At 57.4% G+C, this 12,796-nt stretch carries 20 protein-coding genes; 19 read left to right on the top strand and 1 reads right to left on the bottom strand.

Annotation, left to right across the window (positions count from 1 at the left end):
* Positions 1 to 27 precede the first annotated feature (27 nt).
* The 19 genes from rplE to M504_RS17590 all read left to right on the top strand — a co-directional run bounded on the left by rplE (position 28) and on the right by M504_RS17590 (position 11,963).
* Entirely contained in the window at positions 28 to 567 is a 540-nt protein-coding gene (gene rplE, locus M504_RS17680; RefSeq protein ID WP_047496443.1) for a 50S ribosomal protein L5, read from the top strand.
* A gap of 26 nt (positions 568 to 593) precedes the next feature.
* The gene (locus M504_RS17675; protein WP_047496440.1) at positions 594 to 779 is read left to right on the top strand and encodes a type Z 30S ribosomal protein S14; all 186 of its coding nucleotides are present in this window, start codon (positions 594 to 596) and stop codon (positions 777 to 779) included.
* A 176-nt stretch (positions 780 to 955) separates the two neighbouring features.
* On the top strand, positions 956 to 1,354 hold the full coding sequence (gene rpsH / locus M504_RS17670; protein WP_047496437.1) for a 30S ribosomal protein S8: 399 nt from the start codon (positions 956 to 958) through the stop codon (positions 1,352 to 1,354).
* 216 nt (positions 1,355 to 1,570) lie between these two features.
* The gene (gene rplF / locus M504_RS17665; protein ID WP_047496434.1) at positions 1,571 to 2,110 is read left to right on the top strand and encodes a 50S ribosomal protein L6; all 540 of its coding nucleotides are present in this window, start codon (positions 1,571 to 1,573) and stop codon (positions 2,108 to 2,110) included.
* A gap of 156 nt (positions 2,111 to 2,266) precedes the next feature.
* A complete protein-coding gene (gene rplR, locus M504_RS17660) occupies positions 2,267 to 2,632 on the top strand; it encodes a 50S ribosomal protein L18 (RefSeq protein WP_047496432.1) in 366 nt (121 codons plus the stop codon).
* Positions 2,633 to 2,658: 26 nt separating this feature from the next.
* Positions 2,659 to 3,165, top strand: a complete 507-nt coding sequence (rpsE, locus tag M504_RS17655) for a 30S ribosomal protein S5 (RefSeq protein WP_047496429.1) — start codon at positions 2,659 to 2,661, stop codon at positions 3,163 to 3,165.
* A 51-nt stretch (positions 3,166 to 3,216) separates the two neighbouring features.
* A complete protein-coding gene (gene rpmD, locus M504_RS17650; protein ID WP_047496428.1) occupies positions 3,217 to 3,405 on the top strand; it encodes a 50S ribosomal protein L30 in 189 nt (62 codons plus the stop codon).
* A 224-nt stretch (positions 3,406 to 3,629) separates the two neighbouring features.
* Positions 3,630 to 4,109, top strand: a complete 480-nt coding sequence (gene rplO / locus M504_RS17645) for a 50S ribosomal protein L15 (protein ID WP_047496911.1) — start codon at positions 3,630 to 3,632, stop codon at positions 4,107 to 4,109.
* A 162-nt stretch (positions 4,110 to 4,271) separates the two neighbouring features.
* On the top strand, positions 4,272 to 5,669 hold the full coding sequence (secY, locus tag M504_RS17640; RefSeq protein ID WP_047496426.1) for a preprotein translocase subunit SecY: 1,398 nt from the start codon (positions 4,272 to 4,274) through the stop codon (positions 5,667 to 5,669).
* Positions 5,670 to 5,675: 6 nt separating this feature from the next.
* Positions 5,676 to 6,428 carry a nucleoside monophosphate kinase gene (locus M504_RS17635; RefSeq protein ID WP_052200986.1) on the top strand — a complete coding sequence of 251 codons (753 nt, stop codon included), beginning with the start codon at positions 5,676 to 5,678 and terminating at the stop codon, positions 6,426 to 6,428.
* Positions 6,429 to 6,437: 9 nt separating this feature from the next.
* Complete coding sequence (gene map / locus M504_RS17630; protein WP_047496423.1) at positions 6,438 to 7,187, top strand: type I methionyl aminopeptidase; 750 nt, start codon at positions 6,438 to 6,440, stop codon at positions 7,185 to 7,187.
* 44 nt (positions 7,188 to 7,231) lie between these two features.
* The gene (infA, locus tag M504_RS17625) at positions 7,232 to 7,450 is read left to right on the top strand and encodes a translation initiation factor IF-1 (protein ID WP_014787172.1); all 219 of its coding nucleotides are present in this window, start codon (positions 7,232 to 7,234) and stop codon (positions 7,448 to 7,450) included.
* 61 nt (positions 7,451 to 7,511) lie between these two features.
* Positions 7,512 to 7,625: a 50S ribosomal protein L36 gene (rpmJ, locus tag M504_RS17620; RefSeq protein ID WP_047496418.1), complete on the top strand. Its 114-nt coding sequence runs from the start codon at positions 7,512 to 7,514 to the stop codon at positions 7,623 to 7,625.
* Between the two features lie 193 nt (positions 7,626 to 7,818).
* Positions 7,819 to 8,199 (top strand): 30S ribosomal protein S13, encoded by a 381-nt coding sequence (rpsM, locus tag M504_RS17615; protein ID WP_047496414.1) that lies wholly within the window; start codon positions 7,819 to 7,821, stop codon positions 8,197 to 8,199.
* On the top strand, positions 8,199 to 8,615 hold the full coding sequence (rpsK, locus tag M504_RS17610; RefSeq protein WP_047496412.1) for a 30S ribosomal protein S11: 417 nt from the start codon (positions 8,199 to 8,201) through the stop codon (positions 8,613 to 8,615). The genes rpsM and rpsK overlap by 1 nt, the downstream gene beginning before the upstream one ends.
* 134 nt (positions 8,616 to 8,749) lie before the next feature.
* Entirely contained in the window at positions 8,750 to 9,379 is a 630-nt protein-coding gene (rpsD, locus tag M504_RS17605; protein ID WP_047496409.1) for a 30S ribosomal protein S4, read from the top strand.
* 210 nt (positions 9,380 to 9,589) lie between these two features.
* On the top strand, positions 9,590 to 10,678 hold the full coding sequence (locus M504_RS17600) for a DNA-directed RNA polymerase subunit alpha (protein ID WP_047496405.1): 1,089 nt from the start codon (positions 9,590 to 9,592) through the stop codon (positions 10,676 to 10,678).
* A gap of 175 nt (positions 10,679 to 10,853) precedes the next feature.
* Positions 10,854 to 11,324, top strand: coding sequence for a 50S ribosomal protein L17 (gene rplQ, locus M504_RS17595; protein ID WP_047496399.1), 471 nt, complete (start codon positions 10,854 to 10,856; stop codon positions 11,322 to 11,324).
* Between the two features lie 114 nt (positions 11,325 to 11,438).
* Entirely contained in the window at positions 11,439 to 11,963 is a 525-nt protein-coding gene (locus tag M504_RS17590) for a VanZ family protein (protein ID WP_047496397.1), read from the top strand.
* Here M504_RS17590 and M504_RS21530 read toward each other — a convergent pair.
* Complete coding sequence (locus tag M504_RS21530) at positions 11,911 to 12,630, bottom strand: VanZ family protein (protein WP_052200985.1); 720 nt, start codon at positions 12,628 to 12,630, stop codon at positions 11,911 to 11,913. The genes M504_RS17590 and M504_RS21530 overlap by 53 nt on opposite strands.
* Between the last annotated feature and the right edge of the window lie 166 nt (positions 12,631 to 12,796).

Below are 12,796 nucleotides of genomic sequence, written 5' to 3'. Positions count from 1 at the left end.
GACCGTGGAGAAAGCGAAGTAACGACAGTGGCACGACTCCGTGAGAAATATACAAACGAGTTGAAGGCGGCCGTTCAGAAGGAGCTGGGCATCACGAACGTGATGGCAGTGCCGAAGATCGAGAAGATCGTCATCAATATGGGCCTCGGTGAGGCGACGCAGAACAACAAGATCATCGACCCCCTGGTCAGCGATCTGGCAGCCGTAACCGGCCAGAAGCCGGTTCTGACCAAGGCGAAGAAGTCCATCGCTCAGTTCAAGGTGCGTGAAGGCCAGTCGATCGGCGCCATGGTCACCCTGCGCGGTGAAGCAATGTTCGAGTTCCTTGATCGTCTGATCTCGGTGGCTCTGCCCCGCGTGCGCGACTTCAAGGGTGTCTCCTCGAAGAGCTTCGACGGCCGCGGCAACTACACGCTCGGTCTGCGTGATCAGCTCATCTTCCCCGAAATCGATTACTCGAAGGTGGAGAAGCTGAAGGGTATGAACGTGACCATCGTGACGACCGCTGCGGACGATAACAGCGCGCGCGTCCTCCTCAAGCACTTCGGCATGCCGTTCCGCGCATAGCCCAATAGAGATCGGAGCAAATAGATATGTCGACTACTGCAAAAGCAGTCAAGGACGCAAAGAAGCCCAAGTTCAAGTGCCGCCAGCACAACCGCTGCCAGCTCTGCGGTCGCCCCCGCGCATTCCTCCGCAAGTTCGGCATCTGCCGGCTGTGCTTCCGTGGTCTGGCGCTCAAGGGTGAAATCCCAGGCGTCGTAAAGTCCAGCTGGTAGTGCTTCGCACCGGTTTTTCACGTCGCCTCCGCGACATGATCCGGTGAAAGCAAAGAGTATGGGCCGGCTCGCTTCACGGCGAGCCGGCTGAATGAAGTAAGCAGTACAGCCAAATCCTTCGCCAGTTCTGCCAGCACATCGCTCGCAGAGAACGGGAGGTAGAGAGAAGAGTTCACATGAACCTGACCGACCCAGTAGCAGACTTCCTGACCCGCGTCCGTAACGCCATCAATGCCCGTCACCAGAAGATGGATGTTCCCGCTTCGAACCTGAAGGCGGAGATTGCCCGCATTCTGAAGGAAGAAGGCTACATCGCGAACTACAAGATGGTGGAAGAGAATGACCGCCGCGTTCTCCGCGTTTACCTGAAGTACGACGCAGAAGGCACCTGCGCCATTCTTGACCTGAAGCGTATCTCCAAGCCCGGTTCGCGCGTGTACCTCGGTGCACAGGACATCCGCCGCGTGCAGGGTGGACTCGGTATCTCGATCCTCACCACGCCGAAGGGTGTGATGACGGGCCGTACCGCTCGCAAGGAAAACGTTGGCGGCGAAGTCCTAGCTCACGTCTGGTAGTGCTTCGCACCGTTTTCGACGTCGCTTCGCGACGTGGTTCGTGCAACGGTGCAACATCGTGGCCAGAGCTTTGCTCTGGATATGGTTTGAAGTCTCGCAGTACAAGTTGTTCCCGCGAAGTGATTCGCGATGGCTGCAGTGGAACGGTCTGTAGTGGTTAGTTCGCAAAGCTAACTGCTGCATGATCCGGGACTCGCAAGCCGCAAGGAAAAGTAAATGTCACGTATTGGTTTGAAGCCGATTCCTGTTGCTACCACCGTGAAGTACACGGTGAATGGCAACATCGTTGAAGTAACTGGCCCCAAGGGCACCGTCAATGCTCTTCTGCCCACCGGCATCCGCCTGGAGCAGAAGGATGGTTTCGTGCACGCCGTGCGCGACAACGATTCGCAGAAGGCCATCCACGGTCTGGCTCGCGCTCTGGTATTCAACGCCATTGAGGGTGTGACGAACGGTTGGAAGAAGGAACTGGACATCGTCGGTATCGGTTACCGTGCTGAGATGAAGGGCAAGGATATGGTCGTGTTCACGCTCGGCTACTCCCACCCGATCGAGTTCCCGCTGCCCGCCGGCATCGTAGTCACCATCGATCCGAAGCAGACGCACCTGACGATCGAAGGCATCGATCGCCAGAAGGTTGGCCAGGTGGCCGCCGATATGCGTTCGCTGCGTAAGCCTGATCCGTACAAGAACAAGGGCGTACGTTACTCGGACGAGAAGCTGAAGAAGAAGGTCGGCAAGACCGGCTCGAAATAAGTTTTGAGGTCGCGGTAGGTAGTTGTGGTTCTGACTGCCTACTGCGACTAAGAACTAAAACTGAAACATCAACCCGAGGCGATGGACGAGATGCCATCGCTCACCATACCGAACGCAGATGCAAGGCATCTGCGCCGATAGGGAAGGAAAGAAGAAATGATCACTGCACCTCAGCGCAATGTCATCCGGAAGCGCGTTCACAAGCGCGTTCGTGCGAAGGTCGCCGGCACCACCGAGCGTCCTCGCCTGAACATCTTCCGTTCGCTCAACCACATCTACGCACAGGTCATCGACGACTCCACGCACACCACGCTGGCTTCCGCCTCCACTATCGCCAAGAAGGGTGAAGAGAAGAAGAGCGGCGGCAACATCGCTGCAGCCCAGGAAGTGGGCAAGCTGGTTGCAGAGCGTGCCAAGGAAGCAGGCGTGACCAAGGTTGTGTTTGACCGTGGTGGTTACCTGTATCACGGCCGTATCAAGGCCCTGGCCGATGCCGCGCGTGAAGCCGGTCTCGAGTTCTAACTCAGGTTTAGCGAAAGAGGATATAGATGGCAATTCGCAAGAAGATTGATGCAAACAAGCTGAACCTGAAGGACCAGGTCGTCGCGATCAACCGCGTGACCAAGGTCGTTAAGGGCGGTAAGAATATGTCGTTCGCAGCACTGGTTGTGATCGGCGATCCGGAGCAGGGCATTGTGGGTTACGGCAGCGGCAAGGCCAAGGAAGTTCCCCAGGCCATCCGCAAGGGCATTGAAGCGGCCAAGAAGAACCTGCACAAGGTGAACCTGACCGAGACCTCGATTCCGCACCAGGTGCTGGGCCGTTACGGCTCGGGTCACGTGCTGCTGAAGCCGGCTCCTGAAGGTACCGGTGTGATCGCAGGTGGTGCGGTGCGTGCGGTGATGACGTCTGCCGGTGTGCAGAACGTTCTGACCAAGTCGCTGGGAACAGCGAACCCGCACAACGTGATCAAGGCCACGTTTGACGCGCTGATCCAGCTGCGTGACAAGGCTGCTGTTGCAGCTCTGCGCGGCAAGGATGTTCACGAACTCTAAGGCTGGAACGAGATTTGCGGAACGGTTTCCGTTCCTCATGAGGATAAGGTAATGGCAGAAAACACGGGCAAGATCAAGATCCAGTACTACCGCTCGAAGATCGCGACGCCGGTCAAGCACAAGCTGGTAGTTAAGGGCCTGGGCTTTACGCGTCTGAATCAGATCGTGGAGCGCGAGGACACACCCTCGGTTCGCGGCATGGTTGCGGCAATCCCGCACCTGGTTCGCATCGTCGAGTAGGCACTTCGTGCAGTTCTCGACATCGCTTCGCGATGTGTGGACTGGGCGGGAATAACATCTGTTGCCTTGCCTCTGCATAAGAGGCAAGGCACAGCTTCAAAACAAAGCCTTTGATAAGGCGATAACGAGACTGACATAGAACTATGTCAGTTGCCGCAGAAAACATCGCGGCAAATGCGAGTCGGACTTACCGGTTCGGCGTGAGCGAGGAAAGCACAATGGCACTGAATCTTTCGAATTTGAATGCGCCGAAGGGCGCAAACAGCAACAAAAAGCGCGTGGGCCGCGGTATGGGTTCGGGCATGGGTAAGACGTCGACGCGTGGTCATGATGGTCAGCGTGCACGTTCCGGTTCGCGCATGATGCGTGGTTTTGAAGGCGGCCAGATGCCGCTGCACCGCCGTCTGCCGAAGCGTGGCTTCACCAACATCTTCCGTCAGGAGTACCAGGTTCTGGCTCTCGACACGATCCAGCTGTTTGCTGCAACGAAGAACGTCACCGAGCTGACCTTCGAAGCGATGCTGGAAAACGGTCTGGTTCGCAAGAAGAAGGCCCTCGTGAAGGTGCTGGCAAACGGCGAGATCAACACCGCTGTGACCGTGTACGCGCACAAGGCTTCCAAGGCTGCACAGGCGAAGATCGAAGCAGCCGGCGGCAAGCTGGTTCTGCTCGGCGCGCCGGCTGCAGAAGAAGCAGCAGCGTAAGTGGTGTCTTCGCTGCGCGTCTGCGGTCTCTGCGCGTAGAATGAAGGCACACGGATTTCAAGGGAAGGGTCGAGCCGTGATGGCTCGGCCTTTGCCTGTATCGGATAACTCCGAAAGTTTAAGTAGAACGGGCCGCAAGGCCTGACTGGATAAGCCCCGCCGATGTTTGACAAGCTGGCCAATATCTTCCGCATTCCTGAGCTACGCCAACGCGTTCTGTTTACGCTTGGCCTGCTTGCCGTCTACCGCCTTGGCGGACACATCCCCACGCCCGGTATCAACGCTGACCTTCTGGCGCAGTACTTTGCGCAGAATGCCGGCTCCTCGCTCGGTCTTGTGGATCTGTTCACTGGTGGTTCGCTTCGCCGCCTCACCATCTTCGCGCTGGGAATCATGCCGTACATCACGGCGTCCATCATCTTCCAGTTGCTGACGGTGATCTATGAGCCGTTGGCCAAGCTGCAGAAGGAAGGCGAAGTGGGTCGCCGCAAGATCACACAGTGGACCCGCTACGTAACAGTGCTGCTGGCCATTGTGCAGTCGTTCGCGATTGCCATGATGCTTACCAAGTCCACGACCGGCGCGCCGATGGTGACGATGGGTTCGAAGTCGTTCATTGCGCTCTGCGTGCTGACGCTTACGACCGGTACCGGCTTCATCATGTGGCTGGGTGAGCAGATTACAGAACGCGGTATCGGCAACGGTATGTCGCTGCTGATCTTCACGGGTATCGTGGCTGGCCTGCCGAACGGCATTAACGATCTGTACGAGAAGGCTCGCGATTCAGCATGGGGCGGATTCACGCCGCTGGCAATTGCCATCCTCATCGTTGCAATGGTCGGCGTCGTGTACTTCATCGTCTTCGTTGAAAAGTCGGAGCGCCGCATCCCGGTGCAGTATGCGAAGCGTATTGTCGGCCGCAAGATGATGGGCGGTCAGTCGACGCATCTGCCGCTGAAGGTGAACTCCGGTGGTGTAATGCCGGTGATCTTCGCTTCGTCGATCCTGTCGGCTCCGCTGCTCTTTGCAAACACGCAGTTCGTACAGAATCACACGTTCTTCCGCGTGATTGCAGATGGTCTGAAGCCGGGCGAGCCCTGGTACCAGATTCTCAGCGCCGCCGCGATCATCTTCTTCGCGTACTTCTACATCTCCATCGTCTTCCGTCCGGATGACATTGCCGACAACCTGCGCAAGTATGGTGGGTTCATCCCCGGCATCCGTCCCGGCCGTCGTACGAGCGACTTCATCAACGACATCCTGACCCGCATCACGTTGGTCGGCGCCATCTACCTGATCATCATTCAGCTCATTCCGCAGATGATGATCTCCGGTGTGCACCTGAACCATCTCTGGCTGGTTGGACCGTTCTTTGATCGCCTGCCCAACTGGATCACGAATGGTCTGGGCGTGAACTTCTACTTCGGCGGTACCTCGCTGCTGATCGTAGTGGGCGTGGCCATGGACACTGTTCAACAGGTCGAGTCGCAGTTGATCATGCGTCATTACGAAGGCTTCACGCCAAAGAGCGGCCGTTCGCGTGGCCGGCGGAGCTGGTAAGCAGACGTGTCAGAACATGAACTGAATCAAACACCGGCTCCAGTGGATGGCTTCATCCCTGGGCCGGTGCTTCTTCTGGGCGCACCCGGAGTAGGCAAGGGAACGCAGGCGCAGATCCTGATGGACCTGTGGGGCATCCCGCAGATTTCCACCGGCGACATCATCCGCGAGAACATCAAGCTGGGCACCCCGGTAGGCCTCGAGTTTCAGGATCTGGTGGCACAGGGCATCTTCGTGCCGGATGAGTTGGTTAACCGTATGGTGGCATTGCGTTTAAGCCAGCCGGATGCCGCGCGCGGTTACATCCTGGACGGCTATCCCCGGACGTTGGGGCAGGCACAGTGGCTGGACGCGCAGCTTTTCGGAGACGGATTCCCGGGTACAAACGGCGAAATCACGCCTGCCGGACGACTTCCAGTCGTTGCAGTAAGTATCGAAGTTCGGTATGATGAGTTGTTGCGTCGTATCACTGGTCGGCGCACAGGTCCGGTCTCCAAGCGGATTTACAACATCTACACCAATCCTCCGCTCGTTGAGGGGGTTGATGATGTGGATGGTCAGCCGCTTGTGCAGCGCCCGGACGACACCGAAGAAGTTTTTGCGGAGCGGATGCGGCAGTTTGCGGATCTGACTGCGCCGGTGATCGAGCATTATCGCGCCCAGGGCCGGTTTGAGGTTGTGGACGGCGAGCAGCCGGTGGAAGTGGTAACGGAAACAATCGTCGCGGCGCTGAAGCGTCTGCGGCGCGAGGGCATGTAAGCAGTACCGATGGCGATCGCGATTAAAACACCGCAGGAAATCGAGAAGATGCGTGCAAGCGGACGCATCCTGCGTCAGGTCCACGTTGCAGTGGAAGCGGCTGTGAAGCCGGGCGCCACAACGATGGATCTGGAGCGCGTTGCCGAGGCAAAGATTCGTGAGCTGGGCGGCAAGCCGGCATTCAAGGGATACAACGATTACCCCTGCTGCCTGTGCACCTCAGTGAACAGCGAGGTGATCCATGGGATCCCCTCGGAGAAGAAGGTTCTGCAGGAAGGCGACATTGTGTCGGTGGACTGCGGCGTGATTCTGGAAGGCTATTACTCTGACGCAGCGGGAACGTACCCCGTGGGTAAGATCAGCCCGGAAACACGCAAGCTGCTGGATGTGACGAAAGCGTCGCTCGAGCAGGCGATTCAGGAAGTACGCGTTGGTGGCACGGTAGGTGACATTGGCGCGGTCGTGCAGGAGATTTGCGAAGCCGAAGGATACGGTGTGGTCAAGGATTTTGTAGGCCACGGCATCGGCAAGAACATGCACGAAGACCCGCAGGTTCCGAACTACGGAAAGCGCGGCAAGGGAACAAAGCTCAAGGCAGGCATGGTGCTTGCGATCGAGCCGATGATTAACGCTGGAACGGCTGACGTGAAGGTGTTGAAGGACGGATGGACCGCAGTGACGACGGACGGCAGCATGAGCGCCCACTTCGAACACACGGTAGCTGTTACGAAAGATGGTCCGGTCGTCCTCACGCAGTAAGTGAAGTTTGCAGTAGTGGTTGTGAGTAGTTACAAGGAGACGGTTTGCCGAAGGAAGATGCAATTGAAGTAATGGCAGTGGTTGTAGAAACCCTGCCGAACGCGATGTTCAAGGTGGAACTGGAGAACAAGCACCAGGTGCTGGCCCACGTTTCCGGCCGCATGCGCAAGAACTTCATCCGCATCCTCCCCGGAGACCGTGTCGCTATTGAGTTGAGCCCGTATGACTTGAACCGCGGGCGTATTGTGTACCGCTACAAGTAGTTCTGTAGCGGATAACAACACAGCAGGCGCACGATGATCTGCTGGAGAAGGAAAGAAGCAAATGAAGGTACGCGCTTCAGTTAAGAAGATTTGCGACAAGTGCCAGATCGTTCACCGTAAGGGTGTTGTACGAGTGATCTGCGAAGTTGCAAAGCACAAGCAGCGCCAGGGATAACCTGTAGCAGCTTGTTTGAGTAACAAACACCGCGGAACCCGCGGCTTCCACTTAGAGAAGACTTACTAAGTGTGGAGACGTTCCTCAGGGGCGAGTTAGCCGAAGCAAAGGCTTGCGATGAACCCCGGGTCACACCGCATAACCCGGTTCTGTACGACAGCGTCAGGACCAAGAAGTACACGAGGAAAGACACATGGCACGTATTGCCGGAGTCGATGTGCCCAACAACAAGCAGGCACGCATCGGACTCACCTACATCTACGGAATCGGCGACACTCGCGCGCTGCAGATTCTTGCAAAGGCGGAAATCGATCCCCTGCGCAAGGTAAGCACGCTGGACGAGGATGAGCTGAACAAGATCCGTGCAGTCATCGAGCAGGAAGGCGGCATTGAAGGCGATCTCCGCAAAGAAATCGGTCTCAACATCAAGCGCCTGATGGAAATCCAGAGCTACCGCGGTATCCGTCACCGCCGTAACCTGCCTGTTCGCGGACAGCGCACCCACACGAACGCCCGCACGCGCAAAGGCCCCCGTAAGGGCACGGTTGCCGGAAAGAAGAAGGCGACTAAGTAATGGCTAAGCAGCAGAATGCAGCCGGAAAGTCCGGCAAGGGCAAGAAGTTTAAGAAGCGGGAACGGAAAAATGTCCCGTACGGTCTGGTATTCATCCAGGCATCGTTCAACAACACCATCGTGACCATCACGGACCAGCAGGGCAACACCCTCAGCTGGAAGAGCTCGGGTTCGCTCGGCTTCCGTGGTTCGCGTAAGGGAACGCCGTTCGCGGCACAGCAGGCTGCTATGAACGCTGCCACTGCTGCTCGCGATCACGGTCTGCGTTCGGTTGACGTGCGCGTCTCCGGCCCCGGTTCGGGCCGTGAGTCGGCAGTACGTGCGCTGGCTGCTGCCGGTATCGATGTGCGTAGCATCCGCGACGTCACGCCGATCCCGCACAACGGCTGTCGCCCGCCGAAGCGTCGCCGCGTATAAGTTCTCCCGCTATGTGGAGGCATGGAATTCTGTGCCTCCACTGCGGGATTTCAATCATTTCAACTGGATCGCGATGAAGGGCCAGCCAGGCTGTAAAGCGATCGACATCGGAAGTTTCGAAAGAGAGTTATTCAATGGCACGTTACACAGGAGCTGTCTGCCGTCTTTGCCGGCGTGATGGAGTTAAGTTGTTCCTCAAGGGATCCCGTTGCTTTAGCGAAAAGTGCGCCATCGACAAGCGCAACTTCCCCCCGGGACAGCATGGTCAGGCACGCGCGAAGAAGATCGTAGGCTACGGTCTGCAGCTGCGTGAAAAGCAGAAGGCAAAGCGCATCTACTTCACGCTCGAAGGCCAGTTCCGCTCGTACTACGAGAAGGCTTCGAACAAGACCGGTGTTACCGGCGAACTGCTGCTTCAGCAGCTTGAGCGCCGTCTTGATGCTCTGGTATACCGCGCGGGCTTCGCCCTTTCGCGTCGCCAGGCTCGTCAGCTCGTCCGTCACGGCCACGTGCTCGTGAACGGCAAGAAGGTAAATATTCCTTCCTACCAGATCAAGATTGGCGACAATGTTGAACTGAAGGAAGCGACGAAGAAGCTCGACATTGTGGAAGGCGCGGCTCAGTTCCACGCCGGTCTGGCACAGCCCACCTGGCTGCAGATCGACCGCGAAGGCCGCACCGTGAAGGTTCTCGCTCTGCCGAAGCGCGAAGAGATCCAGATCCCGGTCAACGAGCAGCTGATCGTCGAACTGTACTCGAAGTAAGCCATAGCGGCAGATGCGGGTTCGCTCGCATCTGCCGCGTAGCTGCTTCGAATCGAGGCACGGCCACTCGATGTTATGGCCGTAAGTCCCACCTGGGGCTCTGTAGCAATACGGGGTTCCCTGAAGTGACTCAACCGAAGGAACCGACCTTCACGCACCGCAAAATGCTTCGCGGCATGCGATGAAGCCAGGAAATGAGGAGAGTAGCCAATGTTGTGGAGAGGTTTTCAAAAGCCGAAGCGTCTTGCGGTTGACACCGAAACGCTGACGGAGAAGTACGGTAAGTTCAGCGCGCAGCCCTTTGAGCGTGGCTTTGGTACGACGGTAGGCAACAGCCTGCGCCGCACCCTGCTCAGCTCCATCGAAGGCGCCGCTGTCACGGCCGTGAAGATTGAAGGCGTGCTGCACGAGTTCCAGTCGATCACCGGTGTGGTGGAAGACGCGACCGACATCATCCTGAACCTGAAGCAGATCCCGTTCAAGCTGAACGGCGACGGCCCCAAGGCTCTGTATCTGCGTGCAGATCAGCCCGGTGTTGTCACCAGCGGCATGATCGAAGCTGACGGCGACGTAGAGATCCTGGACAAGGACATCTACATCGCAACCGTGTCTGAAGGCGGCAAGCTGGACATGGAAATGCGCTTGAAGCGTGGCCGTGGCTACGTTTCGGCAGACAAGAATTTTGATCCGGACCTTGGTATCGGCTTCATTCCGGTGGATTCGGTTCACTCGCCTGTACGTAAGGTGAACTACGCAGTCGAGGCAGCACGTCTCGGTCAGATCACCGACTATGACAAGCTGACCATCGAAATCTGGACGAACGGCACGGTACTTCCGGCTGACGCACTCGGTCTCTCGGCAAAGCTGATGAAGGATCACATGACGATCTTCATCAACTTTGAAGAAGAGCTGGAGAGCGGCTTGGATGGATCGCACGACGGTCCTGCTCTGCGTAACGACAACCTGAACCGTTCGGTTGAGGAACTGGAACTGTCGGTTCGCAGCTACAACTGCCTGAAGAACGCCAACATCGCGACGATCGGTGAACTGATTCAGAAGACCGAAGCCGAGATGCTGAAGACGAAGAACTTCGGCCGCAAGAGCCTGAACGAGATCAAGGAAATCCTTGCTCAGATGGGCCTCTCGCTCGGCATGAAGATCGACGATCAGGGCAACCCGGTCCCGGGACCGACCTCGGTTCTGCCTGCGGCAACGCTGGCCGCCTCCTTCGGCAACTTCGATGATGAAGAAGACGAAGATGAGGACGACCTCGTAATGCCGGAGACGGAAAACTTTTAAGCTCTTAGTCGCTGGCACTTAACTGCATAAGTTAGGTGCCGGCGACGGAGCGAAGCACTTAGCTTCCTTCTGGGTATTCGCCAGAAGCGATAAGCTAAGAGCTGTGGCTGAAAGCTTAGTGTTAGCGATGCGCTCCAGTGCGAGCCGTCGAATTTGAAATTGGAAGGTAAGTACTATGCGTCATCGCAAAGCTGGAAATAAACTCGGACGGAACACGAGCCACCGCCGCGCTCTTCTGCGCAACCTGGTGACCTCGATTCTGATTGAAGATCGCGTGGAGACGACCCTGGCAAAGGCCAAGGCAGTTCGCCCGCTCGTTGAAAAGATGATCACCCTGGGCAAGAAGGGCGACGTGCATTCGCGTCGTCAGGCTCTTGCGTTCATGATGACGGACGAGTCCGTGACCCGTCTGTTTGCCACTGTGGCTCCCCGTTACGGCGATCGTCAGGGCGGCTACCTGCGCATCGTGAAGGCGGGCTTCCGTCAGGGCGATGGCGGCGAAAAGGCCATCATCGAACTGTTGGGTGCTGAGAAGGAACTGGGCGCGAAGCAGCAGAAGCGCGAAGACCTCAAGGCCAAGAAGCGCGAAGAGCTGCAGAAGCAGCTTGCCGAGCAGGGTGGCGACGAGAACAGCGAAGCAGCGTAAGCCGCTTTTGAATTGAGCATGACAGCAGAGGGCCCATGGAATTCCATGCGGCCCTTCGCTATGTGCGTCAGGAATTTCGACTCAAGATGACCCTATCTCAAAGCAGGAGCTGTGATGAGCCGGCCTGTACTACTTGGTGGCCGTCAGGCTCCCGCCACAACAACCTTTCTGAGTTGGCTGCTTCGCACCTGGCTACCGGTAATGATCATGCTGGTGGCGATCGCAACGGAATCGACGCATACATTCTCGTCGGATCACACTTCGGGATGGCTGCAGGCGGTATATCAGGCGATTGCAGGGCGCGTTTCTGCTGAGCGATGGTTGACGATCCATCACCACATTCGCAAGACCGGACATTTCACTGGCTACGGGCTGCTGGGGCTCGCATGGCTGCGAGCGTGGTTGCTCTTCTGGCTGATCCCAATGAAGCATCGTTCGGAAGGTGTTTGGCGTGGTTACGCCATGGGAATGGCGCTTGCCTGCACGACTCTGGTGGCGTCGTTGGACGAGCTGCACCAAAGCTTTATGGCAGACCGCACCGGGCTGGTATCCGATGTGTGGCTGGATACCAGCGGCGCTGCCTGTCTTATCCTTCTGTCGTTTCTGTTAGGGAAGTTGCTGCGCCCTGCGAGCGAGTAAAAGTAGGCGTCCGCAGCGAGGGGGCCGACCAGCGCTTCGTGTTGCGAACTCCGCGGCGAATTTCGGCAATACCTTTCACGGATTGAGCGCGCAGAATCCGCACGTCGTGCGAGTTTGCGAATTGTTCCGGCAGCTGTGCGAACGACAGTCCCAGGGTGATGAACTGGGTTTGCGGATGCAGCAGGGCGTTGCGTCGCGCTGCCAGAAACGCAAGAAACAGACTATTCAGCACAACCGCTCCACTGGTATCAAGAAGCACATCCCAAATAGACGCACCGCGTGTTGGCAGGAAGATCTGATGAATCTCATCGGCCGATGCGATCACAGCCGTCGATAGAATTCCAAACATCGCTGCCCGCATACGAAGTGTGCTCCAGCTGGCAACGACACGGCGCCGAAGGACCGAGTACCATCCCCGCGCAAAGAAAATTCCCAGCAGACCGTAGCCGGTGAAGTGGCCCGACTTCCGCAGAAGATGATTGACGAGAGCGACAAGACCGTCCGAGTGGCCAGACCAGGCGGCGAGCTGAGACAGCCAGATGCTGGTGTGGTTCGCGCCCATGGTATTCGTGGATTCGCCGCAAATAACGGCAATGCCGAAAAGTACAGGAAGCCAGGCGATCTGCTGATTGCGTACAGATGCGGGAGCCGTTCTTGCAATAGCCATAACTACAGTCCCTCCGGGGGAAGTCAAATTTCAGGAGACGGTGGTCCATCTCGCGTCTGCACTGGGTAGATGCAACTAGCGTGCCATTCCGTAGCACCCCGTCAAACTATTGAAATAGATGTGTTTAGGTGTATTTGGCGGCGTTTGTCGCTGTGGAAGAAATCAC

It is taken from the genome of Terriglobus sp. TAA 43 (assembly GCF_000800015.1).
Classification (GTDB): Bacteria; Acidobacteriota; Terriglobia; order Terriglobales; family Acidobacteriaceae; genus Terriglobus.
The sequence above is the reverse complement of the archived record's forward strand: the minus strand, read 5'-3'. Positions and strand labels throughout refer to the sequence as shown.